A 25538-nucleotide genomic window follows, 5' to 3' on the forward strand; every position below is an offset into this window, starting at 1 on the left:
GCTAGCCTCCAATCACACCGGAAATATCCTTGGTTTTCTTAAAGACACAGGCATTCCATTCCCCTTGAACCATGTGAGTTTCGAGGAAAAATCCAGCTGACTCAGCCGACTCGCGCACCATATCCCACTTGTCCTTGATAATGCCACTCATGATGAGGTAGCCTTCATCCTTGACCAAGCGATAAGCATCATCCGTCAGATGAATGAGAATATCCGCCAAGATATTAGCCACAATCACATCTGCCTCAATCTCAACTCCCTTAAGCAAGTCTCCAGCAGCAACATGGATATTTTCCATACCAGGGTTGAGCTCAATATTTTCCTGAGCAACACGAACCGCCACATCATCTAGGTCATAGGCGAAAATTTCCTTAGCTCCAAGTAGCGAGCTAGCAATGGAGAGGACGCCTGATCCAGTACCCACATCCAGCACCGTTTCGCCACCACGAAGGACCTGCTCCAAGGCAAAGAGGCTCATCTTAGTGGTTGGATGGGTTCCCGTTCCAAAGGCCATACCAGGGTCTAGCTTGATAATTTTTTCTCCCGCAGTCGCCTCATAGTCTGTCCAAGACGGCACGATGGTCAAGTCATGTGTAATACGAGCTGGCTCATAGTATTTCTTCCAGTTGTCTGCCCAGTCTTCCTCAGCCAAGGCAGTCGTCCCCATTTTGACCTCTCCCAAATCCATAAAATCTGTCAATTCTGCTAAGCGAGCCTGCAAATTTGCCTCAACCGTTGCTATATCAACCGTATCAGGGTAGTAGGCTGTCACTACGATTTCTTCTTGTTGTTCGACCTCTGGGAAAATTTCACCGAAGCGATCCACATTTCTCACATAATCCATACTGTCTTCAATCGCAACACCTTGCGCTCCTAGCTCGATCAGGAGGTTAGAGACTAGCTCTTCTCCCTCACGCTTAACTGTAACTTTTAACTCTTGCCATGTTTCCATCATTAAGATACCAAGCCCGTAAAACACAAAACCAAAATAGGAAATTCTCTGAAGACGCTTGTGTCTAAGAGAAGTTTATCTTTTTGGCACCGTGTTTAGGGCGAGTTCAGTTTAGAAATGTAACTGAACCATCCTTTCTATTTCTCTATGCATTTTTTCATGTATACCATATCCATGCCTTCTTTTTCAGATTCAATATGGGTTTGATGGTAGCCGTTCTTCTCATAGAAAGCAACCATACCTTCATCCTGTAATACCGTACACAAATCCCACTGTCTAACGGTTGGAAATTCCTCTTCTAGCAAGCGCAATCCCTCAGAGCCATAACCTTTTCCTTGATACAGAGGTAAAATTGCCACTGTTCCCAACCAAGCATTCGTTAACTCGTCATTGGTCTGAATTCGAAGAAATCCGATTTTATCTTCGTTTTCTTTCACAAAGTAGTAATAGCTATTGGGACGCTCGACTAGTTTCCACTTAATTCGTTCACTGTCCTCCAGATAAGGATCGTATTCATCTTGGTATTTGTTATAAACAGCCTTAAAGCTAGCTCTTTGAATCGCAATGATGGTCTCCAAATCCTCTGCTCCTGCTCGTTCAAGTCTTATCATAAACTTTCCTCCATATAATCTCTCACTCTATCCTGCAACTGAGGTACAACTTGACTGGAGCTAAGAAATTCCTCGACATTCATGAGCTGATAGCCCTGTCCCTCATCTCCAAAGGTGATATTGTCAAACTGTTCTTGACTTAGCTGACCAACCATAAAGACAGAGTGCCGACCTTCATAGAGCATACTTGGATAAACCTTACTCCAAAGCAGACAATCCTCAGTCAGATGAATTCCCAGTTCCTCAAAAACTTCACGCGCCACGCACTCAAAAGGGCTTTCATCACCTTCACGTCCACCACCTGGCAGTTCCCACATATTGGGCCAGGGAATGTTTGCCTTATCATCTCGTAAGATAGTCAAGAGCTTATCCCCACAAAACAAAGCAATCTTACAGCCTGTGAAATCAGAAATCTCTATTTCCATATTAGACTCCTTCGGTTAATTCCTTTTCCAGCTCGGCTAACCAGTTTTCATAATATTTTTTCTCATCCCGTAACATCCGGCTACTATTCATTTTATGTCTAGCAATCGTCATTGCCTTGTGAGTTTGAACCACATCTTTCTTTACCTTAAATTGATACCAAGCTTGAATGACCTGCATATCTGCTGTTTTTAGAGATAAAAAGGATTTGACCCCTCGAATACTTGCATATTCTTCCGCTTCCTTATTATCTCCTTCTATCAGAACAATTTGAAGAAGGTATAATTGAGAAATAGTTTTAGACATTGGATTATCTGTTTTCTCTAGCACAGACTGAAACTGTTGCTTTGCAAGCTCTATATTATTATCCAATATGAATACCAATCCCTGAAGAGTCTGAACACTTTCTGCAAAACTCCCTCTCACATCCTCATCAACAGACATGATAAAGTCTTTTAAATCATATTCTTGAGGAGCTAGCAAGGTCTGGGCAGAATGCCTCAACATCAGGTAGGCGTATTTCGTATTTTCATGGTGTTGTAGCAATTCCCAAATTTTTGCGCCATCGGTGATGCCGACTGGCAAAATGTTATTTAGGAAGAAAGACAAATTAAGAAAAATCCAAGTCCCTGCAAAATACCAGCTTCTTGTCAAAAATCCATACAATATCGCCAATAAAATCAAGCTAAGATGAACTATCAAGCCTCCTGAAAGCATCAGGATGATTCTTTGATCACTTTCATCCTCTTTTAAACCAATGTATTGAGCACCAACATTTTTCAGAATGGCTGTTCTACTAAGATGAAACCTGCCTGACTTTTGGGTTAAAAGAAAGTTCCCTAATCCAAAAGCCACCAGACGATAGCCTGTCAAGTAGCCACAAAAAGCATGTCCCAGCTCATGAAGAATAAAGATTAAGTACATGCTTAGAAGAGCGAAGGCATAACCAAAAGTAAAAACTAAAACTGCGGAATAGCCCAACTCTGCAAATGCGATGGTTCCACAAGCAAAAGCTAGCATAATAAAGACAATAGCTAGCACATAAACCAAATAAATCCCAATTTTCTTCATAAAATCTCCAACCAACTCCTAGTATCTTGGATAAGGATAAAATTCTCCTTCTTCCAAGCCTACTTTTCCTTCTTCAAAGACTTCTTGGTTCCATTCCATGACGAATTCTTCTGCTTCTGGGTCTTCCAAAAAGTCCATAAGGGCATCCAGCCCAACCTCGGCAGTATCTTTAAGGAATAGCGCAAAATAAGCTAAAAATTCGCGAGAAAATCCTTTTTTAGGCAAGTAAGGGATGACAGTCAAATAGTCTTCTGCATTGATTGTTGATTTGGCAGGATTGTAAAAAAGCACTGCTTCCTCAAAGAGAATGTCATCTGATGAAACCTCTCCGTCCTCATCCACCATCTCCACACCTGTAGCGTTTTGCGCTTCCAATAAAAAGCTCACTTCAACCGCGTGGTTGCGTTTGTCCCAACTAATCTCAAAGTCAAAGGGAAAGTTCTTCTCCAACTCTTCCTCTAAAATATCTAAAAATCCATATGTTGCCATTTTGTCCTCTTTCTATGCGACTCTTAAATCGCCCCGATTGCTCGGAAATATGCTAAAATAGATACTACCATATTACCACAAAATTATTTTATGTCCTAATTATACCATATTACCTCATTTAAACCCTTGGTATCAGTGATTTTCTTAAACGGTTGATTTCCTTATTTTTTCTAAAAACTCAACACAAAAAAGCCCTCGAAAGGGCTAAGAAATCTATAAAATCAATGGACAAGTAACTAGCACAATTAGATGTGCTTTTTTATTGACCATTCCCACGATACCACACTTAATCTTATGCTTGTATTTTCTTATCTGCAATAGCGTCTGTCAAAGTCTGAGAAAAGTTAAGTCCCATTTCTCGTCCCAACTTATCTGCCCATCTTGGTATGGTCAAGGTCTTTTTAATTGGTTCCTGACTTCCTAGGTATTCTGATACATCAACAGACACCATAGAAATAAAAGATTTATCAAGGTTATAGGTTGACACGAAATCTTCATCATCTTTAAATGGATCGTTATCAATTAAAGACAAGCTATTGATATCTGACGGCTGGGGCAAATCTCCATCACTCTCTATCAAATCTGCAACAGTTATGCCTAACCACTCCGAACCCATAGCCAAAGCCTCAGAAATCCCCTCTCCTTGTGTAGCTGAGTATTCAAAATCCGGGAAATGGACAAAATAAGTCGCTTTTGCTCCGTCTGTATCGTCATAATAAAATAAAGCTGGATACGTAACTAACATCTCACTACCTCCATATCAAAAAGCAGGGGCTGAATTTTACAACCCAGCTTGCTTTCTTATCCCTCTTTCAGTGTACTTATTTAGCTCACCATGAGGGATTGTGATAGGTCTTTCCCCTTGCTTCTCCATTTTAATATGGGAGCCTTTACCACCTTTGGTTTTTATCCAACCATGGGCCGTAAGGAGTTTGACCATCTCTTTTTGTGTCATAGGCATAGCGCTTTTACCTCCTGACAACACTATTATAGCACGTGCTACACGTATTGTAAAGAAGGGATACGTATTATTCTCTTATACATAAAAGCCCCTAGATGTGGTTCTAAGGGAAGCCAATTTATCCATACCTATTTTTCTAATGAGTAGTAAATACTGCTTCTTTATCAAGCAATTCATCATCTGTATAGTCAATTGTTAAAGTATCTCGATTTAAGACAGACTGAGGCGGAGTTGAATGAATCATAGGAACACTGCGTACCCTATACTTTTTATCTCCAATTTTTACAAACTGATTAACTCTCAAGTCTTTCAAATCAGGATTTTCAACAGTTATTACAAGGAGACGATTTACTACTTTAAAAACATCAATTATTCTACTTTTCATATTTTTTCGACCCATTATGATTAAAATGAACTTCTTGGTAAGCAAAATCAAGTTTAGGTTTAATGTTTTCGTACAAATCTAAAATCTCTTTTGGAGTATCTTCACGGAAGAAAAATTGTCTTTTTCCTGAGATAACTTGATCACTAAGAATCCAATGACGAATTTGTTTTGTAAAAATCAAAATTTCCTGACTTGGTAATTCCATTCTTTCCATTGCTTATCACCTCTCTTTTCATTATAGTTCATGCAATAACATTTAGCAATATTATTTCTCAAGTCAGCAATTCCACTTCTTTAGACTCAACTATCATATTTTGAGTTTTAAGGAAAATCAAATCTCTCATGCTGATACCTCTCCTCATTAAATTAAATAGTCAAAAAGATTCTATCTCACATCCTGAATATTACAAAAACATTGAAATATCACAACTAATAGGCTAGAATGGACATAGTAAGATACATTTGGTGAGTTATACTGCTCAAAAAATATGACACTAAAATCCACGTTAGAAAGGACTGCTATGCCAGACAATCTCGCGCTTCGCATGCGCCCTAAAACCATCGACCAGGTCATCGGTCAGGAACATCTGGTCGGACAAGGAAAAATCATCCGCCGCATGGTAGAAGCCAACCGCCTGTCTTCCATGATTCTCTACGGACCTCCTGGAATCGGCAAGACCAGTATTGCTTCTGCCATCGCTGGGACTACTAAGTATGCCTTTCGTACCTTCAATGCGACAGTTGACAGTAAAAAACGACTGCAAGAAATCGCGGAAGAGGCTAAATTTTCTGGGGGTCTCGTCCTATTGCTAGACGAGATTCATAGACTAGATAAAACCAAGCAAGACTTCCTCTTGCCTCTCTTGGAAAGTGGTCTGGTCATCATGATTGGGGCTACGACTGAAAATCCTTTCTTTTCTGTCACTCCTGCCATTCGTAGCCGTGTTCAAATTTTTGAGTTGGAACCTCTGTCTAACCAAGACGTCAAAGAGGCTCTTCAGATAGCTCTAAGTAGTCCTGAGCGTGGTTTTGATTTCCCGGTAGAACTAGATGAGGATGCGCTGGACTTCATTGCCACCTCTACAAACGGAGACCTGCGTTCTGCCTTTAACTCACTGGACTTGGCTGTTCTTTCTACCCCTGAGAATGACAAGGGCATTCGCCATATCACTCTAGACATCATGGAAAATAGTCTTCAGAGAAGCTACATCACTATGGATAAGGATGGAGATGGCCACTATGATGTTCTCTCAGCCCTGCAAAAGTCTATCCGTGGCTCAGATGTTGATGCCAGTCTTCACTATGCTGCCCGCTTGATTGAGGCTGGTGATTTGCCAAGTCTCGCTCGTCGTTTGACTGTTATCGCCTATGAAGATATCGGCTTAGCCAATCCTGAAGCCCAGATTCACACCGTGACTGCTCTGGATGCTGCACAAAGGATTGGATTCCCAGAAGCCCGCATTCTCATTGCCAATGTCGTGATTGATTTGGCCCTTTCTCCAAAATCCAACTCAGCCTATGTGGCTATGGATAAGGCACTTGCTGACCTCAAAACATCAGGGCACTTGCCTATTCCGCGACACTTGCGTGATGGGCACTACAGCGGAAGCAAGGAACTGGGGAATGCCCAAGACTATCTCTATCCACACAACTATCCTGGAAATTGGATTAAACAAGACTATCTGCCAGAAAAAATCCGCAATCATCACTATTTCCAAGCAGAAGATACTGGTAAATATGAACGGGCCTTGGCTCAAAGAAAGGAAGCTATCGACCGTTTACGAAAAATCTGAAATCCTTTTCAAAAAATTGCACTTTCCTCTTGATTTTTTTTGAAAAAGTGGTATCATATAAACATAGAAACGCTGTGGTGTACGACTTCACACTTAAGTGTTGACCGACTATTTTTTGTATTATTAGGGAAACAAAAGTCTTCTAACAGCATGTAGGCCGTCTCACACGGAAACAGCTTCAGTTAGAGCGAGTTGCCCACCTGCTTAATTGCGCGGGTTCAATACAAACCGTGAAGTTTCGGCACCAATACAGCTTTTTTCTTTGCCTCCTTAGCTCAGCTGGCAGAGCAGCGGACTCTTAATCCGTGGGTCACAGGTTCGATCCCTGTAGGGGGCATCTAAATCAACAGGAAAAAGCCTTAATTTCAAGGCTTTTTTTGCATATCTGTTCTACTTTTGGTCAACCAATGGATAGTAAAGATATAATTTTGTAAACACCCTTTCCAGACAGCTCTAATCTGATTGCACTTAAAATTTTAAAAAATTTAATACAAAAGTCTTGCTTTTCTTTTAATTTATGCTATACTTGTTCTTGTACCTGATGCAAGTTTGTCAAAAGAGGAGTTCAGATGGATATAAAATTCTCAGTTGCTTTGCATATCTTAACAATGATTAGTGAAAGCAAGGATACATTAAGTTCTCAAGCACTAGCTATTAGTGTTGGGACTAACGCTAGTTACATTCGAAAGGTGATTGCCTTATTGAAAAATGCAGATTTGATTCATTCCCATCAAGGAAAAACAGGCTATCAACTCAGTAAGTCTCCAAAAAAAATGACATTACTAGAGATCTACTATGCTACTCAAGAAATCAATCACATTAGTTTATTTCCTGTTCATCAAAATAGTAATCCCGATTGTCCCGTTGGAAAACATATCCAAGGAGCAGTTTCACCGCTTTTCGCTAGTGCCGAATCTCAATTAGAGAAGGAATTAACAAATCAAACTTTAGAAGATGTCATTGACAATCTATATAAACAAGCTAAACAAGTTCGAAACTGATTTGATAGCAAGTCAGTTTTTACTGGAAACAGAATGTACCTGTATTAGATACAGGTATATAAAATAAAAAGAAAAGAGAAGACAATGAAAGCCGCACAACACACTACTTATAACAAAAACAATATCACACTGAACATCACAGAAATCGCTAAACCAAGTATTACAGACAAACAAGTCTTGGTGAAAGTCACCGCAGCTGGTGTTAATCCTCTCGATAACATGATTTCTCGTGGTGAGGTCAAGATGATTGTTCCTTACAAACTTCCTCAAACTGCAGGTAACGAAGTGGTTGGAATCGTTGAAAGCATTGGCAAGCAAGTTGACAACTTTCAGGTAGGAGACCGTATCTTTGGCCGTCTGCCACTTGATCATATCGGCGCCTTTGCAGAATACCTAGCTGTCGATAGCCAAGCCTTAGCCAAGGTTCCAGACTATCTATCAGACGAGGAAGCTGCTGCTGTTCCGCTTACTGCATTGACTATCATGCAGGCTCTTGACCTCATGGGCTCTCAAGCTGGGAAAACGATCTTTATTTCTGGTGGTACTGGAGGTGTCGGTGGAATGGCCATTCCAATTGCCAAAGCCAAAGGATTGAAAGTCATCACAAATGGAGCTGGAGATAGTGCTGAGCGTGTCTTGAAACTAAGAGCAGATAGATTTATCGATTACAAAACAGAGGATTATACAAAAACTGTTAGCCAGGTGGATTATGTCCTCGATACTCTCGGTGGAGCTGAAACTGAAAAACAAATGTCTATCATGAAAAAAAGTGGACAGCTTGTTTCACTTCGTGCCATGCCAAACGGTACCTTTGCCAAACGTATGAATCTACCAAAATGGAAACAAATTTTACTTGGACTAGCAGGTCACAAATTTGATAAAATGGCAGAAAAATATGGCGTCCACTACCATTTTATCTTTGTAGAAAGCAATGGCACTCAATTACAAGAGGTAGCTGACCTTTTTAGTAAATTAGAAGTCAAACCCTCTATCGATAGAGTTTATCCATTTGAAGAGGTAAATAGCGCCTTAGAAAAGGTAGCTAATGGTCGCTCACGTGGAAAAACAGTTCTCAGCTTTAAGAAATAAAAAGGAAAACACAATGTCATATATTACAACAAAAAATCAATACATCACTGTCCAAGGAAACCAAATTGCCTATCGCGAACTCAGTAAAGGCAAATCAAAACTGCCTCTTCTGATGCTAGTCCATTTGGCAGCAACTCTAGATAACTGGGATCCTAAACTCTTAGACCTGATTGCTGAAAAACACCATGTCATTGTAGTCGATCTTCCTGGTGTTGGAGCCAGTCAAGGAAAAGTTGCTTCGACGATTCCTGGAATGGCTGAGCAGACAACTGACTTTGTAAAAGCGCTTGGTTACGATAAAATCAATCTTCTTGGCCTTTCTATGGGAGGTATGATTGCCCAAGAAATCATCCGAATAAATCCTACTCTAGTCAATCGTTTAATCTTGGCTGGAACAGGACCTCGAGGTGGAAAAGAGGTCGATAAGGTAACAGGGAAAACCTTTAACTATATGTTTAAAGCGGGACTCGAGCGCATCGATCCTAAACGCTATATCTTCTATAATCATGATGAACAAGGAAAGATTGAAGCTTTGAAAGTCCTAGGACGAATGGGGATGAGAACAAAGGAATTTGCGGATAAAGACATGAACCTATCAGGATTCCTAACTCAACTCAAAGCTATTAAACGTTGGGGGAAAGATTCGCAAGACGACCTAAAATTTATCATCCAACCAACCTTAATCGTCAACGGGGACAAGGATATGCAGGTTCCAACGGAAAATTCTTACGATATGCATGCAAAAATCGAAAATAGTAAGCTGATCATCTATCCAAATGCTGGTCACGGTTCAATCTTCCAATATGCAGACGAATTTTCAAAAGAACTACTGGCTTTCTTGGAGGACTAATATGGTCAAAACGATTCTGATTACAGGTGCTACTGACGGTATCGGTAAACATTTAGCAAAGAAATTGGCCAGTGAAGGGCATCATGTCATCCTCCATTGTCGAAATCCTCAAAAACTTGAACTAGCGCTTCAAGAGGTTCGGACCGTTTCCTTGAGAGGCAGAGTTTCTAGCTACCTTGCAGATTTTTCCAAATTAGACGATGTTTATCGATTTGTAGAGGAAATCAAGCGAGACTTTCAAAGTATTGATGTCTTGTTTAACAATGCAGGCCTATATGCTGGAAAAAAACGAAAAGCGAGTGCTAAAAATGTCGAATTGACCTTTATGTTATCTGTTCTGGTTCCCTATATTTTAACAACTGAGCTAAGTCCCTTGTTAGAAAAAGTTCCTGACGGCCGTGTCATTAATACTTCTTCCTATATGCATCATTTTGCCAAGGTCAAGGATTTAGACTTTGGATTTGAGAATAACTATAATCCCGGATTGGCCTACAATAATTCCAAACTTTACACTATTTGGATGACACGCTATCTAGCCAGAGAGTTCTTTTTAAGTGGTTCAAGCATCACCGTCAATTCTTACCATCCTGGCTTGATTTCAACCAATTTGGGGAATGATTCCAGTGTTGAAAAGACGAAAAAGTCTCTCTTCGGACGCTTGATGAAGTCACTCTCTAAGAATTTAGACGAGGAAATTAAAACAGGCTACTACCTCACCTTATCAGAAGAAGTCACTTGTTTGACTGGCTACTATTTTGATGAGAAGAAAGTAAAATCTGTATCTGAAAAAGGATATACACTTGAAAAAGCTCAAGATTTAATCAATTACTGTAATGATAAAATTAAGTTGTTCAAACAGAAACATGTTGAGTTTGATTAAAAATTTAATACAATAGAAAGACTGGACAGGAACTCAATTTCAGGAGAAAACGAAGTAAATCTTCCCACAATGAAAATGAAACATCTTAAAATCTAATTTATTGCCAATAAAGGAGTTGGAAATATGAAACATATTATCATCATTGGGCACCCTAAACGAGAAAAGAAAACTCTATCTATCGAAAATAAGGAATATGAAATTAGTTTTGATGAATTTAAATCTGGGAAACACAATGAAGATCCCTTCATTTGGAATGATAATTTTCTTTATACATTTTGTCATACAAATGTTTCTCTAAGTAAAGATGTCAGAGAGTGGATTGAAACCAAAGAGGAAAAAGAGGAAGTTTATTTTGTATTTGTATCTAAAGCTAAGGATGAAAATAATAAGGAAATCTTGGAAATTGACACAATTATAAAAGCTAAAAAACTATACGAGTGGCCTGAAAAAGGGCAAAGAAACAAAGAAATACTTCCTGAAATCTTTAATCTCAAAATAAAGAATTACCACTTGCCAGATTGCTATGATGGTAATTTGACTGAACATAATAAAAAGAAACTTTATACTTGTATAGGTGATGAAACCGAGTCGTTTTTACCTATGAAAGAAAAAGGAGATTCTTTCAAACCATACTATTTCGATGAGAATATTGCTAATAAAATTCTGAGTTTAATAACTGTTGAAAACAATCGGGCTTACTATGTAGCCAAAGAAACATCTCCTAGACTTCAAACCGATGAATCCAAAATTTTTAAAGAAATATCAAAGGAACTTTTTGATATTATAACAAACTGTAAACAGGATAAAACTCTTCACTTAACTGGGAAACTATTAAAAGATTTAGATATGAATCATCGAAAAAAATAACTAAACAATTAGACTAGACAAAATGGCTTTTTTGCTCCTATCTCCCCTTTTTCATGATGTATTTTCGTACAGGTGCTTCAACCATTTGAACGATTTCAAATCCTTCTTTTTGGTAAAGATTTTGAGCTCTTTGATTTGCCTCGAAGACATTTAGAGAAATACTATCTATATCTCCATTTTCAAAGGTCAAACTAACAAATTTCCTTAAAGCCTGCCTACCTAAGCCTTGCCCCTGTTTCTGGGGGTTGATAAAAAATCTTCCAATATGAAGATTGCTGTCTTCTAGCCTAATTTTCTGGATAAGACCGACAAACTCTTGTCCATCAAAGATAGAAAAGATTCCTTCCAAATCTTGCAAAGCTTGAATTGTCAAGGGAAAAGGAATCATTGTTCCCATCCATTGCTCTTGAAAGGATTTGCCAAGGGAGTTGGACCATTGGCATACGAGCTGAGCGTTTTCTGTATTCACCTTTTCTTCAAAACGAATTGTCATCTTGACCTCACTATCTTATCTATTTTTCTCCATTATACTACTTCTCCCATTTTTTACGAATAGATAAATATGATTGATATTTATTTTTTTCTTGTCGGGAGCATTCTCGCTTCCTTTCTTGGTTTGGTCATTGACCGTTTTCCAGAGCAATCCATTATAAGCCCTGCTAGTCACTGCGATTCCTGTCAGACTCGCTTGCATCCCTTAGATTTGATTCCAATTCTCTCGCAGGTCTTTCATCTCTTTCGCTGTCGCTACTGCAAGGCTCCTTATCCTGTCTGGTATGCCCTTTTGGAACTAGGCTTAGGTCTCCTATTTCTATCTTACTCTTGGGGCTTCCTTTCCTTGGGACAAGTCATCCTAATCACTACTGGTTTAACCTTGGGCATCTACGACTTTCGCCATCAGGAATATCCTCTACTGGTCTGGATGACTTTCCACCTAATCCTAATAGCCTGCTCTGGCTGGAATCTGGTCATGGTCTTCTTCCTTGTCCTTGGAATTGTGGCTCATTTTATCGATATCCGCATGGGTGCAGGGGATTTCCTCTTTTTAGCTTCTTGTGCTCTCGTCTTTAGTGCAACCGAATTACTCATCTTGATTCAGTTTGCTTCTGCGACAGGGATTCTAGCCTTTCTCCTACAAAAGAAAAAGGAAAGACTTCCTTTCGTACCTTTCCTCTTACTTGCTGCTTGTGTGATTATTTTTGGTAAGCTACTGCTTGTTTGATAAAGTCCTCAATCGGCTCTCCTTGGTGGAGAGCTTTTACAATTTTCGAACCAACGATAACACCATCTGATACCGCATTGAAGCGTTCTACATCGGCTTGACTAGATACGCCAAATCCTGTCAAGACTGGAATGTCGGCTACTTGATGCAATTGTGCCAAGTGCTTGTCCAAGTCTGCACGGTAATTGCCTGATTTTCCTGTCACTCCATTGATGGCAACGGCATAGACAAAGCCTTCTGCTCCTTTAATCAACTCTTTCTGACGCTCAATCCCTGTGGTCAAGCTTACTAAAGGAATCAAAGCTATGTCTGTATCTGCCAAAAATGGTTCTACAAAGTTGGCATGCTCATGAGGTAGGTCTGGAATAATCAAGCCCTTAACCGCTGTATCTGCCAAATCTTTGACAAAGTTCTCCACACCGTACTGAAAGAGGGGGTTGAAGTAGGTCATGATGACCAGCGGAACCTCTGTTTCAATGGTTTTCAAGGTTTCAACCAAAGCTTGTGTCGAGGTCCCGTGGGCTAGACTACGCAAACCAGCTTCTTCGATAACAGGTCCATCTGCGACAGGATCTGAAAAGGGAATACCCACTTCAATAGCCGAAACACCCAAATCTTCTAAAAAGTGGATTGTTTCAGCTAGACCATCCAAACCTTTCTCATGGTCTCCAGCCATGATATAGGGAACGAAAATTCCTTTTCCAGTTGCTTTAATAGCATTTAATTTTTCTGTTAGTGTCTTAGGCATGAGCTTCTCCCTTCTTTGCTGCATCTGCTTCCAAGCGGTCTTTGACTTGAACCACATCCTTGTCCCCACGACCTGATAGGCAGACAATCATGGATTTGTCTGGTCCAAGTTCTTTGGCCAATTTCACTGCAAAAGCGATAGCATGGCTAGATTCCAAGGCTGGGATAATCCCTTCCACACGAGACAAGAGTTGGAATCCTTCCAAAGCTTCTTCGTCTGTCACAGGGACATAGCTGGCACGTTTGATATCGTGGTAGTGAGAATGTTCTGGACCGATACCAGGATAGTCCAATCCTGCTGAGATAGAGAAGGCTTCAAGAATTTGACCATGGGCATCTTGGAGCACATCCATGAGGGAACCGTGAAGGACACCCGGACGACCCTTAGTCAAAGTCGCTGCGTGATGCTCTGTATCCACACCAAGTCCTGCTGCTTCAGCCCCATACATAGCTACTGACTCATCTTCTACAAAGGGATGGAAGAGACCGATGGCATTTGAACCACCACCAACACAGGCTACTAGGGCATCTGGTAAATCTTGACCTGTTAAGTCACGGTACTGTTGTTTAGCTTCTCTACCGATGACACTTTGGAAGTCACGAACGATTTCTGGGAATGGATGAGGCCCCAAGGCAGAACCAAGGATATAGTGGGTATCATCGATATTAGCTACCCATGAACGAAGAGCTGCATTGACCGCATCCTTGAGCACGCGCGAACCGTCTGTCACTGCCTCAACCTTGGCTCCCAAAAGCTCCATACGGAAGACATTGAGGGCTTGGCGTTTGACATCTTCCTCACCCATATAGATAGTACATTCCATGTTAAAGAGGGCTGCAGCAGTTGCAGTTGCTACACCGTGCTGACCAGCACCTGTTTCAGCAATAATTTTCTTTTTACCCATGCGTTTGGCAAGCAAAACTTGTCCTAAGGCATTGTTAATCTTGTGGGCCCCTGTATGGTTGAGGTCTTCACGTTTGAGATAAATCTTGGCTCCGCCAATATGCTGGGTCAAGTTTTTTGCGTAGTAAAGAGGAGTTTCACGCCCCACATACTGGCGTAAGAGTTGGTTTAATTCCTCTTGGAAACTTGGGTCTGCCTGACTTTCACGGTAGGCCTTCTCCAACTCTAAAACTGCTGTCATCAATGTTTCTGGGACGAAACGTCCACCGAATTTTCCGTAAAATCCATCTTTATTTGGTTCTTGATATGCCATTCTTTACCCTCTCTATAAATCTTCTAATCTTTTCATGATCTTTTTGTCCGTCTGTCTCCACTCCGCTTGATACATCTACTGCATAGGGAGTAAAGTGTTGAATTGCTTGTACTACATTGTCTTCCTTAAGCCCACCTGCGATAAAGAAGGGCTGAGTTAGTCCAATCGTATCCAGTTGAGCCCAGTCAAAGGTCTGGCCACTCCCAGCCACAGGGGCATCAAAGAGTAGATAGTCTGCCTGAGAATTGGGCGCATGACCATTTCCATCCACCTGCACCGCCTGAATGCTGGCACAAGGCAAATTCTCAAATAAATCATCTGCCACCTGACCGTGAACTTGAACCAAGTCCAAGCCAACTTTGTCAATGACTTCTAGCAGTTCTGCACGACTTGGTGAAACAAATACACCAACCTTTTTGACATCTGTAGGAATAATCTTTGCCAGCTCAGCAGCCTGATCCAAGGTCACCTGTCTTTTACTAGGTGCGAAGACAAAACCGATGTAGTCGGCTCCTGCTGAAACGGCTGTTTCCACTGCTTCTTTGGTCGATAATCCGCAAATTTTAACCTTTGTCAATCTGCAACTCCTTGATTCTCTGGGCTACATCTTCTGCCTGCATAAGGGCTGTCCCAACTAAAATTCCGTTAAAATATGGTGCTACTCGTTCCGCATCCTGCCCTGTGAAAATAGCCGATTCAGAAATGTACAAGCAATCATCTTTGAAATGTTTAGCCAAGTCCACACTGATCTGCAAGTCAACTTCAAAGGTGGTCAAGTTGCGGTTATTGACCCCGATAATTTGAGCTCCAAGGAGGTGAGCTACCTCTAGTTCAGCTAGATTGTGGGTTTCCACCAAGACTTCCAGACCAAGCTCTGTCGCATAGTCATAAAGTTCCTTGAGACGTTCTTCTGACAAGGCCGCGACGATGAGCAAGATAACTGTCGCACCCGCATTACGAGCTCGGATGATTTGCTTTTCATCGATGATAAAGTCCTTGTTGAGCGTTGGAATCTGTACCTGACTGGAAATCTCCCGCAGATAATCCAAATGCCCTTTAAAGAAAACTTCATCTGTCAGAACAGAAATCATCACTGCTCCGTTCGCTTCATAAGTCTGGGCCTGTTGCACAATATCCACATCGAGATTGATATCTCCCAGACTAGGGCTAGCCTTCTTAACTTCAGCGATTACCTGTAAACGATCCTGGTGATTCTTCAAAAATTCTGCCAAACGATAGGTCTGGCGCAGGGGCTGGATTTGCTCCAGCTCCATCTGCTCAACCTCACGCGCTTTCTGCTCCAAAATTCGTGCTAAAAATTCCTGACTCATTTTTGGTACTCCTGTAACAGTCTGAGTTTTTCAAGAGCCTTGCCACTAGCAATCACTTGGCGGGCCAAGGCAACTCCTTCCTTGATGCTATCAACCTTACCATTAGCATAGAAACCAAGGCCAGCATTCAAGACTGTCGTTTCCAAGAATGGACTTGGTTCGTTTTTCAGAACGCTAAGCAAAATTTCTGCATTTTCCTGAGCATTGCCTCCACGAATATCTTCGATAGCGTAGCCTTCCATTCCCAAATCCTCTGGAGTAAAGCTTGATAAGGTAATTTCGCCATTTTCAAGAAGTGCAATTTTGGTTGTTCCATTCAAACCAGCTTCATCCAATCCTTCTGGCCCAGCAACCACGATGGCACGTTTGCGGCCCATATTTTTCAAAACCTGAGCTGTACTTTCTAGAAGTTCTGGACGACTAATACCAAGAAGCTGTGTTTCCAAAGCCATTGGATGAATCAGGGGACCAGTCAAGTTCATAATCGTTGGAATTCCCAATTCCAAACGAGCTGGCATGATGTATTTCATAGCTGGGTGCATATTTTTAGCGAAGAGAAAGACGATTCCAGTTTTATCAAAGACCTTACCTAGTTCAGCTGGTTTGAGGTCTAGATTGATACCCAAGGCTTCGAGGACATCTGCAGAACCAGATTTAGAAGAAATCGAACGGTTACCGTGCTTGGCCATGTGAACACCGCCACCAGCCAAGACAAAGGCTGCAGTTGTAGAGATGTTAAAGCTGAAAGACTTGTCCCCACCTGTACCACAGTTGTCCATAGCATCATGAATTTCAGTTGGAATATGTTGGGCATGTCCTCTCATGACTTGGGCAATGGCTGTGCGTTCCTCAGGTGTTTCCCCCTTCATCTTAAGAGCTAAAAGGAGAGAAGCAATCTGCGCCTCCGTTACACGCCCAGTTACGATACGCTCAATGACATCCGTCATTTCCACACCTGATAAATTTTCAAATTTTGCTAGCTTTTCAATAATCTCTTTCATCCTAGTTTCCTCACTTTACAACCTTCTCGATAAAATTCCGAATAGAAGACAAGCCATCTGGCGTTCCAATGCTCTCTGGATGGTACTGGAAGCCATAAATTTGAAGGCTTTTGTGTTGAATTCCCATGATAGCTTGATCATCAGTCGAACGAGCTGTCACTTCAAAGTCTTCTGGCATTTCCTCAATCAAAATACTGTGGTAACGCATGACCGCACGGCCATCCTCGATACCTTGATACAGAACAGATGGCGCTTCAAAGTTGATATTGCTCTGTTTCCCATGCATGACTTTTGGAGCCAAACCTAACTTACCACCAAAGACTTCTGCAATGGCTTGGTGGCCCAAACAAATCCCAAGAATCGGCTTCTTGCCAGCAAAGTCACGAATCATATCTTCCATCTTTCCAGCATCAACTGGCCAACCAGGACCAGGAGAAAAGACCAGACCATCTGCTTTTTCAGCTTCTTCATACAGCTTGGGATCATCATTTCTCAAGATCTGCACTTCTGCAAAATTCCCAATGTACTGCGCCAAGTTATAGGTAAAAGAATCATAGTTGTCAATCAATAAAATCATGGTCTTAGTTCTCCAATTCTAGTCATAGATTTTGCTTTGTTAATGGTTTCTTGGTATTCGTTTTGGGCGATGGAATCGTAGACAATCCCTGCCCCAGCCTGCACATAGGCTCTTTGATTTTTAAGAATCATAGTTCGGATAGCGATGGCGAAATCCATATCACCTGTCGCAGACAAGTAGCCGATTGCTCCTGCGTATACGCCCCGTTTTTCCGTTTCCAGTTCATAGATGCGTCTCATCGCTCGAATCTTTGGTGCTCCAGAAACAGTTCCAGCAGGAAGTGTTGCTTTCAAAGCATCCATAGCAGTGAGTTCTGGAAGCAAACGCCCCTTGACCACACTGGTCAAATGCATGACATAACGGAAAAGCTCCACTTCCATATACTTGGTTACTTGGACACTGGCCGTTTCAGAAATGCGGCCAATATCGTTACGTCCCAAGTCTACCAACATCCTATGTTCTGCTGTTTCCTTCTCATCCGAAAGCAGGTCTGTCGCCAAAGCCTTGTCTTCTTCATCCATAGCTCCTCTTGGTCGTGTCCCTGCAATCGGATTGGTTGTCACGATGCCATTTTTGACAGAAACCAAACTTTCTGGACTGGCACCGATGATTTGATAATCCCCAAAGTCATAGAAATAGAGGTAATTAGATGGATTGGTCACGCGGAGATTTCTGTAGAAGTCAAATGGATTTCCAGTAACTTCTGCTGAGAAGCGCTGACTGAGTACACATTGGAACATATCGCCATTACGAATCAAGTCACGAGCTGTTTCCACCATTTCCTCAAACTTCTGAGGAGCGATATGCGGTTTGAAGTCTAACGGAGATAGATCCAAATCTTCAAATTCATTTGGAGCAGGAATGCGTAATTCCTCAAGCACTTGGTTCAAGGCTTCTTCCAAGTCTTCTTGGCTACGCTCACTATAAAGAGCATCCTCGATGACATGGATTTTTTCCTTCTTGTGGTCAAAGACCATGTAACTCTCATAGACGAAGAAATGCATGTCTGGCGTTCCAATTGTATCTTCAGGAATTTGACCAATTTCTTCATAAAGCGAAATCATATCGTAACCAACAAAACCAATGGCTCCCCCACCAAAAGGTAGGTCTGAATGGTGCTGGCTCTTATGAGTCACTTCATAAAGGAAATCCAAGGGATCCCGATCAATCATTTGACCATTTTGATAAAGGACTCCATTTTCAAACTTAATCTCAAAAACTGGATTATAGGCTAAGATAGAAAAACGAGCGGTTTCCTTGTCTCTCGGAATACTTTCTAAGATAACCTTGTGTTGCCCCTTTAGACGCATATAAGCCAAGATTGGTGATAAGACATCTCCATGAATGATTCGTTCCATTGTAATTTCCCTTTCAGTTCCTTATTTTTAATTTTTTATCTTTTTCTATTTCCCTTAAATAGTGCGGACGGGAGGTAAAATTATCCAGTGGATGATTTTAGAAATCCATGAAATGAAAGACCTAATTTTTGGGCTCCTCGCTCATTCATTTCTATGCTCAGGCTAAAATAGTTCCCCGAACTATTTTACTCTCAAAAATTCCGTCCTATAGAAACATATTTGCTTCTCTAAGATACCACTATGGCGGGAAATATCTTTTAAAAGCTCACTTCGTTCGCAAATTTTTTGTAGCAATCTATTTAATAATGAACAATAATTTAAAACTAAACAGCTGAACCTATAATAGACATATAAAAATCCCCACGCAAAATAACTTGCGTGAGGACGAAATTCGCGGTGCCACCTCAATTATAGGATTTCTCCTATCTCTCATTCCTGTCTCAGATACCTCCTGTAACAGGCTGTGCGATAAAGGGCACTCCCTTGAGAATTATGTTTTCTTCTCTCGTTTCAGATGGACCCAACCTTACAACTTTCTCTGCTTGTTTCCAGCGACCACAAGCTCTCTGTGAGAGAAAAGACTGTAATTTTTCCATCTTTTATTTTTTAGCTTCAAGGTAGTCTGCAATCGCAGCTACGTCCTTGTCTCCACGACCAGAGACATTGATGATGAGAGGTTCATCTCGGTACACCTTTACTAGCTTTTTTCATATTAGTCCGGCCGTTTTGTTTGCTTTTAGTAGTAGGCAAGGAGCTGCAGATAGAACTCAAGTTCATCAAAGCGACTTAACGCCCTAATAAAAGATAAACAAAATGACGGATAGAAAAAAGCCCACACACAGAATATACTTCCGTGTGAGGGCGTTGGTAACGCGGTGCCACCTCAATTATAAAGGGACTATCCCCTTTACATCTCTGCCTTGTCTAACAACAAGTTGCACTGTAAGGTGTGCGCACCGAATTTTCATTGTTTCAAATTCATTTTCAAAATCAGCCCACTTTCACTACTTCCAATCACCTGTTCACAATCACCACAGGCTCCCTGAAGATCAAAAATAGTTACTTTTCTGATTTGTTGAACTTATTTTAATACTTTGTTTTTTCTTTGTCAAGACTTTTTTACAATTTTTTTGATGAAGTTAGTACTTTTTCAGAAACTGTTTTGAAAGTCTCAATGATATAGTCCACTTCTTCATCGCTTAATTTAGTGTGAAGAGGGAGCGTAATTTCATTTTCAAAGAAGGCATAAGCCTTAGGATAATTCGCCATATCAAAGCCAAGGTTCTTATAGGCTGTCAAGAGCGGAAGCGGTTTGTAGTGTACGTTACTTGCAATGCCTGCTTTGGCCAATTCTTGGATGATAAGATTGCGATCCTCTAGGGTAGCACCTTCTACATGGGTGATGTAGAGGTGGCGTGAAGATTCAACAGTATCAGTCTTGTGTGCCAATGGATGGATACGAGAACCTGCAAAACCACGATCATAGCGGTCCACAATGTCCTTACGACGTTCTAGCAAACCAGAGTAACGCTCCAATTGTACCAAACCAAGGGAAGCCATGATATCTGTCATATTGCACTTGTAAGCTGGTGTGACAATATCGTATTCCCATGAACCCAGTTGCATCTTGGCAAGGGCATCCTTAGTTTGCCCGTGAAGGGAAAGGATTTGGAATTCCTTGTACATCTCTTCGTCGTCAATCGCTGGATTGGCCTTCCAAGTCGCACTTCCACCTTCTGCCGTTGTAAAGTTCTTAACGGCATGGAAAGAGAATGAAGTAAAGTCAGCGATAGAACCAGCTGGTTGTCCTTTATAAGTAGATCCCAAAGCATGGGCACTATCAGAAACAATCACGATACGGTTAAAGGCTTTTTGCCACTTGCTTGAAGCGGTAAAGAGATCACGTTTTTTCTCCACAACTTGGAACAAACGGTCATAATCGCAAACAATCCCTGCGAGCTCTACTGGGATGATCACCTTAGTCTTTTCAGTAATGGCTTGCTCCAGCAGGTCATAGTCCATTTCAAACGTATCTGCTTGGATATCCACCATGACAGGGGTCGCCCCTACGTGAGTGATAACACTACATGAAGCTGTATAGGTCATGGCTGGAACGATGACTTCATCACCAGGCCCAACTTCAAGCACACGCAAAATTAACTCCAGAGCGGCTGTCGCAGAGTTAAGGCAGACAGTCTTAGGCGTCTGTGTGTATTGGGACAAGCGACGCTCCAGTTCTTTGGTCTTAGGACCTGTTGTAATCCAACCAGAACGAAGGGTATCCGCTACTTCAGCAATTTCTGCTTCTGTAATATCGGGAGGTGAAAATGGAATATTGTAATTTGGCATTGATTTGCTCCTTTTATCTGTACTCATTTTCTCATGACTACTTTATTTTAGCACTTCAAACACGGTTTGAAACATGATTTTGATGTCTCCAAGGAAACTAAATTCTCGGAGATAAGAAAGGTTATAGCGCATCTTTTCAGGAAGGACGTGTTCGACATAGGCTTGGTCAACCGACAGACCTTTCTCCGTCATTTGACTGATGATAGTGTCCTCATCCTTGTAGTTGATGCTGGCTGGAGAGGTAATCCCTGCTGGTAAAAGCAAGGTCGCCATCATTTCAGGGCTATACTGCTCCGTGTAGCGTGGCACTTCAGGACGCGTCCCTACAAAGGACATTTCGCCTTTCAGGACATTGACCAGCTGAGGCAGTTCGTCCAAACGCACACGGCGGATGAAATTGCCAACCTTGGTAATGCGACTATCGTTAGCAGAAGTCACCAGACTGCCTTTTTTATCCGCATCCGTCACCATGGTACGGAACTTCCAAATCTTGAAAGATCGATTGTACTGGGTCACGCGCTCTTGTTTGTAAATCACTGGCCCCTTGCTATCCAACTTGATCCAAATGCTCAAGATGAGAAAGATGGGAGAGGCCAGAACCAGTAAGACCAAGGCTAGAACCCAGTCCAAACAACGCTTGAAAATCAGCGAACCCTTCCTTTTAGAAACAAGCTGGTAGTAAGACTCAACCTCGCTTGATTTCATTTCCACGGGCAAGTCTTCCCATTTCAGCATGCTGTTTCTCCTTTGTTTTTATTATACTATTTGTCAACATTTTTCATTATACCACAAAATGGAAAAGGCGGTGAAAGAAATCTGCAATTTGAAGGATTTCCTTCTTACACTCAATGAAAATCAAAGAGTATTAGGCCATGGCCCCTGCCTGCAAGCTATACATCTTGTGATAGGTTCCTCCCAAGGCCAAAAGTTCCTCATGGGATCCGCTCTCGATAATGCGCCCCTTGTCCAAAACATAGATACAGTTGGCATCTTGTATGGTCGAAAGACGATGGGCGATGGCAATGGTTGTTCGTCCCTGTCTCATCTTAGCCAGTGAAGCTTGAACCAAACTTTCTGTTTCAGAGTCAATATTGGCTGTCGCTTCATCCAAAATCAGAATTTTAGGCTGACTGGCGACTGTTCTAGCAAAGGCAAGAAGCTGACGCTGACCTGTTGAAAAACTGGAGCCACGCTCAGAAACAGGGGCGTCATATCCCTGAGGAAGTTCTTGAATAAAGGAATCTGCATCCACGAAGCTAGCTGCGTCCTTTACCTGCTCATCACTGATTTCTTGGTACATGGCGATATTGGACTTAATGGTCCCATGATAGAGGAAGGGATCCTGCAAGACCAGACCGATGTTCTTTCTCAGCTCTTCCTGACTGTAGTCCCTAATATCCACACCATCCAAGAGAACTCGGCCTGACTGAAATTCATAAAAACGCATGAGGACATTGATAATCGAAGATTTCCCTGAACCTGTATGCCCCACAAAGGCAATGGTTTCACCCTTATTAACGGAGAAAGAAATGTCATCCAGAATCGGATGTTTGCCATCATATGAGAAGCACACATGTTCAAAACGGATATTGCCCTCTTGGACTTTGGCTTGCCCATCTTTTTGATGAGGCTCATAGGTCCTCTCATCGATTAAGGCAAAGACACGGCCTGCAGAAATCATGGACGTTTGAAGGGTTGAAAAGTTTTGCGTCACCTCAATCAAGGGATCAAAGAGGCGGTTTATGTACTGGATAAAGGCATACATGGTTCCGGCCGTTATCCCGATAGAAAGACCACGGTAGCCAAAATAGGCCATTAAGACTGCATAGCCTAGAAGTTTCAGCAAACTCATGGCAGGTCTCAAAAAGAGGGCATCCAAGGCTACAGAACGGTTGGCATAGACCAAGTGTTCTTGGTTGATTTCATCAAACTCTGACTGTAGGCGCTTCTCTTGATTAAAGGCCTGGATAATCCTGATTCCCTCGATATTTTCAGCCAGCTTACTATTGATATCCGACAAGAGACTTCTGGTTTTTTCGATGATTTTCACTGACTTTTTCCGATAGAGATTGACCAGAAGGAAAATCAAGGGTAGAAAGAGCAAGACTAAAGCTGTCAAACGAAAATCCAACACCAACATAGTATAAAGAGTTGTCAGAAAAATGAAAACTGCTGAGATAAAGCTGGACAAAATTCCCGAAAACATATCACTGATGGTTTCGGTATCATTTGTCAAACGAGAGACGATGGAGCCTGCTGGCGTCTTATCAAAATAAGACATGCCTAGTTTCTCCATATTGGCAAAGGCATCGCGACGAATATCTCTGACAATACTGTAGGACACCCGCGCAAAGAGAAGATTGCCGACATACTGAACTAGAGTTTGTAGGAGATAAAGACCATAGTAGGCCAGCAAAACGGTCACAGCGAGTTGGTTAAGATTGCTGAGATACTGGTCAATAAAGTGGGAAGCCACAAGGGGAATGACACTTTTAATGACCGTCGTTGCTAGGAGCAAGCTGAGTGCCAAAAAGGTCAGAAGACCATAAGGCTTGAGATAAGACACCAAGCGCTTCAATACAGTCCATTGTTCTTTCTTATTCTGCATCTTCTTCTCCCTTCATTTCCAGCTGCTGAGACTGGTAGGTTTGGGCATACCAGCCATCCATGGCTAGTAGGTCTTCGTGCCTGCCTCGTTCGATAATCTGACCATTTTGCAGGACTAAAATCAAATCTGCATGAACAACCGCACTGAGGCGATGGGCTGTGATAATGGTTGTTTTGTCCTTTCGCGTCTCCTTGAGGTTGTCGATAATCGCATACTCCGTCTTGGCATCCACAGCTGACAAAGAATCATCCAAAATCAAGATATCAGGGTCTAAAATCATCGCCCGACTCATGGCCAGACGCTGCTTTTGACCACCAGAAAGACTGACTCCCTTTTCACCAATCAGCGTATCAAATCCCTGAGGCATAGCTACAATATCTTGATAAACTTGAGCTAGCTTGGTCGCTTCCTCGACCGCTGAAAGGGGCAAATTAGGATTGCCAAAGCGGATATTATCTAAAATCGAAGTCGCAAAGAGGAACTGGTCCTGAGGAACATAGCCCATGAGACTGCGAAGGTCTGTCAGACAATAGTCCCGAATATCGTGGCCATTCAGATAAATAGCTCCCTTATCCACATCGTATTCACGCAAGAGGAGTTTGATCAAGGATGTTTTCCCAGAACCTGTCTGCCCAACCAAGCCCAGTGTTTGCCCTTTTTCCAAACTAAAGTGAACATTTGTCAGTGTTTCCTCATTTTCAAAGGCAAAACTATCAATGGCATACTGCAAGCGCCCATTTTCAATACTATCTAGAGGAAACTCAGGGTCTTGTACAGGTGGTTCCTGAGACAAAAGTTCCTCAATTCGCTGGTAAGAAACCTTCCCTCGCTGGGTAATATTAAAGAGGAAGCCGATGGCCATGAGAGGCCAAACCAGCATATCCAAGTAGCTGATAAAGGTAACTAAATTCCCAACTGTAATCTGCCCTTCCTGAACCATCAAGGAGCCGACCAAGAGGGTTAAAACATAGGAGGAACCAACAAATAAGAGAACCATGGGGTCAAAGAGACTATCGTATTTCATGGTTTGGAGGTTCTTTTGGAAGGTCAATTCATTGACTGCCTGGAAAGACTTGAGCTCGTCCGCCTGATAACCGAAAGACTTGGTCACTTTAATACCTGATACGGACTCCTGTACCTTGTTATTGAGTTCAGAAAAGGCAGCCTGTGATTCGCCAAAGGCCTTGTGGGTCTTTCTCCCTAGACGACTGGTCGCATAAGCCATGAAAGGTAAGGGTAAAATGGCAACTAGGGTCATTTGCCATGAAATGCTAAAGAGCATAGTCAGCAAGGTCACCAGAGCCGTGATAGAGGCATCCACGGCAGACATAACACCACCCCCTGCGAGACGAGTCAAGGCGTTGATATCATTGGTTGCGTGTGCCATCAGATCCCCCGTCCGATAGGTTTGATAAAAAGCTGGAGACATTTTTGTGAAATGCTCAAATAAGCGAGAGCGCATAATCTGTCCCAAACGGTAGGAAGTCCCAAGAATATACATACGCCAAACATAGCGCAGATAGTACATCCCAAAGGCCGCAAGAAGCAAGTAAAATAGGTCAAGAAGGAGGTCCTGCTGGGTTAATTGCCCCGATGTGATGGCATCAATGACCCGCCCCATGACCATAGGTGGAATGAGATTGAGGACGGAAACCAAGACCAAGGCCACAATTCCGACTAGATAACGGCGTTTTTCTAACTTGAAAAACCACCAAAGTTTTTGAATAATGGACATAAAATCCCTTTCTGATTGCAA

28 protein-coding genes, 1 tRNA gene and 1 other annotated feature are annotated in these 25538 nt (G+C 41.9%); of the genes, 8 read left to right on the top strand and 21 right to left on the bottom strand.

Annotated elements, in window-relative coordinates; genetic code table 11:
* Position 1 precedes the first annotated feature (1 nt).
* The 9 genes from prmA to HT720_RS03620 all read right to left on the bottom strand — a co-directional run bounded on the left by prmA (position 2) and on the right by HT720_RS03620 (position 5106).
* Positions 2 to 952 carry a 50S ribosomal protein L11 methyltransferase gene (gene prmA / locus HT720_RS03580; RefSeq protein WP_173274793.1) on the bottom strand — a complete coding sequence of 317 codons (951 nt, stop codon included), beginning with the start codon at positions 950 to 952 and terminating at the stop codon, positions 2 to 4.
* 137 nt (positions 953 to 1089) lie between these two features.
* Entirely contained in the window at positions 1090 to 1563 is a 474-nt protein-coding gene (locus HT720_RS03585) for a GNAT family N-acetyltransferase (RefSeq protein WP_173274732.1), read from the bottom strand.
* Positions 1560 to 1988: an NUDIX hydrolase gene (locus HT720_RS03590; RefSeq protein ID WP_173274733.1), complete on the bottom strand. Its 429-nt coding sequence runs from the start codon at positions 1986 to 1988 to the stop codon at positions 1560 to 1562. The genes HT720_RS03585 and HT720_RS03590 overlap by 4 nt, the downstream gene beginning before the upstream one ends.
* A gap of 1 nt (position 1989) precedes the next feature.
* Positions 1990 to 3057: a M50 family metallopeptidase gene (locus tag HT720_RS03595; protein WP_173274734.1), complete on the bottom strand. Its 1068-nt coding sequence runs from the start codon at positions 3055 to 3057 to the stop codon at positions 1990 to 1992.
* 18 nt (positions 3058 to 3075) lie between these two features.
* Positions 3076 to 3546, bottom strand: a complete 471-nt coding sequence (locus HT720_RS03600; RefSeq protein ID WP_173274735.1) for a DUF3013 family protein — start codon at positions 3544 to 3546, stop codon at positions 3076 to 3078.
* Positions 3547 to 3838: 292 nt separating this feature from the next.
* Complete coding sequence (locus HT720_RS03605) at positions 3839 to 4291, bottom strand: type II toxin-antitoxin system HicB family antitoxin (protein ID WP_173219580.1); 453 nt, start codon at positions 4289 to 4291, stop codon at positions 3839 to 3841.
* A gap of 36 nt (positions 4292 to 4327) precedes the next feature.
* Complete coding sequence (locus HT720_RS03610; protein ID WP_001132279.1) at positions 4328 to 4507, bottom strand: type II toxin-antitoxin system HicA family toxin; 180 nt, start codon at positions 4505 to 4507, stop codon at positions 4328 to 4330.
* Positions 4508 to 4643: 136 nt separating this feature from the next.
* The gene (locus tag HT720_RS03615; RefSeq protein WP_173274591.1) at positions 4644 to 4892 is read right to left on the bottom strand and encodes a hypothetical protein; all 249 of its coding nucleotides are present in this window, start codon (positions 4890 to 4892) and stop codon (positions 4644 to 4646) included.
* The gene (locus tag HT720_RS03620) at positions 4882 to 5106 is read right to left on the bottom strand and encodes a hypothetical protein (RefSeq protein WP_225904797.1); all 225 of its coding nucleotides are present in this window, start codon (positions 5104 to 5106) and stop codon (positions 4882 to 4884) included. The genes HT720_RS03615 and HT720_RS03620 overlap by 11 nt, the downstream gene beginning before the upstream one ends.
* Before the next feature lie 307 nt (positions 5107 to 5413).
* On the opposite strand from HT720_RS03620, the gene HT720_RS03625 reads away from it, so the two are divergent.
* The 7 genes from HT720_RS03625 to HT720_RS03655 all read left to right on the top strand — a co-directional run bounded on the left by HT720_RS03625 (position 5414) and on the right by HT720_RS03655 (position 11372).
* The gene (locus tag HT720_RS03625; protein WP_173274736.1) at positions 5414 to 6685 is read left to right on the top strand and encodes a replication-associated recombination protein A; all 1272 of its coding nucleotides are present in this window, start codon (positions 5414 to 5416) and stop codon (positions 6683 to 6685) included.
* A 264-nt stretch (positions 6686 to 6949) separates the two neighbouring features.
* Positions 6950 to 7022: transfer RNA gene (locus HT720_RS03630), tRNA-Lys, on the top strand.
* Positions 7023 to 7254: 232 nt separating this feature from the next.
* Positions 7255 to 7686 carry an Rrf2 family transcriptional regulator gene (locus HT720_RS03635; protein ID WP_173274737.1) on the top strand — a complete coding sequence of 144 codons (432 nt, stop codon included), beginning with the start codon at positions 7255 to 7257 and terminating at the stop codon, positions 7684 to 7686.
* 84 nt (positions 7687 to 7770) lie between these two features.
* Complete coding sequence (locus HT720_RS03640; RefSeq protein WP_173274738.1) at positions 7771 to 8775, top strand: NADP-dependent oxidoreductase; 1005 nt, start codon at positions 7771 to 7773, stop codon at positions 8773 to 8775.
* 13 nt (positions 8776 to 8788) lie between these two features.
* Entirely contained in the window at positions 8789 to 9625 is an 837-nt protein-coding gene (locus HT720_RS03645) for an alpha/beta hydrolase (protein ID WP_173274739.1), read from the top strand.
* Position 9626: 1 nt separating this feature from the next.
* Positions 9627 to 10505: an SDR family NAD(P)-dependent oxidoreductase gene (locus HT720_RS03650; RefSeq protein WP_173274740.1), complete on the top strand. Its 879-nt coding sequence runs from the start codon at positions 9627 to 9629 to the stop codon at positions 10503 to 10505.
* 123 nt (positions 10506 to 10628) lie between these two features.
* The gene (locus HT720_RS03655) at positions 10629 to 11372 is read left to right on the top strand and encodes a hypothetical protein (protein WP_173274741.1); all 744 of its coding nucleotides are present in this window, start codon (positions 10629 to 10631) and stop codon (positions 11370 to 11372) included.
* Between the two features lie 37 nt (positions 11373 to 11409).
* Here HT720_RS03655 and HT720_RS03660 read toward each other — a convergent pair whose 3' ends face one another.
* On the bottom strand, positions 11410 to 11865 hold the full coding sequence (locus tag HT720_RS03660; RefSeq protein ID WP_173274742.1) for a GNAT family N-acetyltransferase: 456 nt from the start codon (positions 11863 to 11865) through the stop codon (positions 11410 to 11412).
* 69 nt (positions 11866 to 11934) lie between these two features.
* Here HT720_RS03660 and HT720_RS03665 point away from each other — a divergent pair, with 69 nt between their 5' ends.
* On the top strand, positions 11935 to 12594 hold the full coding sequence (locus tag HT720_RS03665) for an A24 family peptidase (protein ID WP_049511498.1): 660 nt from the start codon (positions 11935 to 11937) through the stop codon (positions 12592 to 12594).
* On the opposite strand, the gene trpA is transcribed toward HT720_RS03665, so the two are convergent.
* From trpA to HT720_RS03720, 11 genes are all read right to left on the bottom strand, one after another.
* The gene (gene trpA / locus HT720_RS03670) at positions 12566 to 13342 is read right to left on the bottom strand and encodes a tryptophan synthase subunit alpha (protein ID WP_173274743.1); all 777 of its coding nucleotides are present in this window, start codon (positions 13340 to 13342) and stop codon (positions 12566 to 12568) included. The two genes, HT720_RS03665 and trpA, sit on opposite strands and share 29 nt — an antisense overlap.
* Positions 13335 to 14558 (bottom strand): tryptophan synthase subunit beta, encoded by a 1224-nt coding sequence (trpB, locus tag HT720_RS03675; RefSeq protein ID WP_000331265.1) that lies wholly within the window; start codon positions 14556 to 14558, stop codon positions 13335 to 13337. Before trpB ends, trpA begins: the two co-directional genes overlap by 8 nt.
* Entirely contained in the window at positions 14536 to 15135 is a 600-nt protein-coding gene (locus HT720_RS03680; protein ID WP_173274744.1) for a phosphoribosylanthranilate isomerase, read from the bottom strand. Before HT720_RS03680 ends, trpB begins: the two co-directional genes overlap by 23 nt.
* Positions 15122 to 15889, bottom strand: a complete 768-nt coding sequence (trpC, locus tag HT720_RS03685; RefSeq protein WP_173274745.1) for an indole-3-glycerol phosphate synthase TrpC — start codon at positions 15887 to 15889, stop codon at positions 15122 to 15124. Before trpC ends, HT720_RS03680 begins: the two co-directional genes overlap by 14 nt.
* On the bottom strand, positions 15886 to 16890 hold the full coding sequence (gene trpD, locus HT720_RS03690; protein WP_173274746.1) for an anthranilate phosphoribosyltransferase: 1005 nt from the start codon (positions 16888 to 16890) through the stop codon (positions 15886 to 15888). Before trpD ends, trpC begins: the two co-directional genes overlap by 4 nt.
* Positions 16891 to 16900: 10 nt before the next feature.
* The gene (locus HT720_RS03695) at positions 16901 to 17467 is read right to left on the bottom strand and encodes an aminodeoxychorismate/anthranilate synthase component II (RefSeq protein ID WP_173274747.1); all 567 of its coding nucleotides are present in this window, start codon (positions 17465 to 17467) and stop codon (positions 16901 to 16903) included.
* Positions 17464 to 18825 carry an anthranilate synthase component I gene (gene trpE, locus HT720_RS03700; protein WP_173274748.1) on the bottom strand — a complete coding sequence of 454 codons (1362 nt, stop codon included), beginning with the start codon at positions 18823 to 18825 and terminating at the stop codon, positions 17464 to 17466. The genes HT720_RS03695 and trpE overlap by 4 nt, the downstream gene beginning before the upstream one ends.
* An 854-nt stretch (positions 18826 to 19679) precedes the next feature.
* Positions 19680 to 19910 (bottom strand) — a binding site (T-box leader).
* Between the two features lie 34 nt (positions 19911 to 19944).
* The gene (locus HT720_RS03705) at positions 19945 to 21174 is read right to left on the bottom strand and encodes a DegT/DnrJ/EryC1/StrS aminotransferase family protein (protein WP_173274749.1); all 1230 of its coding nucleotides are present in this window, start codon (positions 21172 to 21174) and stop codon (positions 19945 to 19947) included.
* A 42-nt stretch (positions 21175 to 21216) separates the two neighbouring features.
* Complete coding sequence (locus HT720_RS03710) at positions 21217 to 21909, bottom strand: sugar transferase (RefSeq protein ID WP_173274750.1); 693 nt, start codon at positions 21907 to 21909, stop codon at positions 21217 to 21219.
* 130 nt (positions 21910 to 22039) lie between these two features.
* A complete protein-coding gene (locus HT720_RS03715; RefSeq protein WP_173274751.1) occupies positions 22040 to 23782 on the bottom strand; it encodes an ABC transporter ATP-binding protein in 1743 nt (580 codons plus the stop codon).
* Positions 23772 to 25517, bottom strand: a complete 1746-nt coding sequence (locus tag HT720_RS03720; RefSeq protein ID WP_173274752.1) for an ABC transporter transmembrane domain-containing protein — start codon at positions 25515 to 25517, stop codon at positions 23772 to 23774. Before HT720_RS03720 ends, HT720_RS03715 begins: the two co-directional genes overlap by 11 nt.
* Positions 25518 to 25538: the final 21 nt, after the last annotated feature.

The sequence above is a fragment of the Streptococcus sp. 68 genome (genome assembly GCF_013277415.1).
Lineage (GTDB): Bacteria > Bacillota > Bacilli > Lactobacillales > Streptococcaceae > Streptococcus.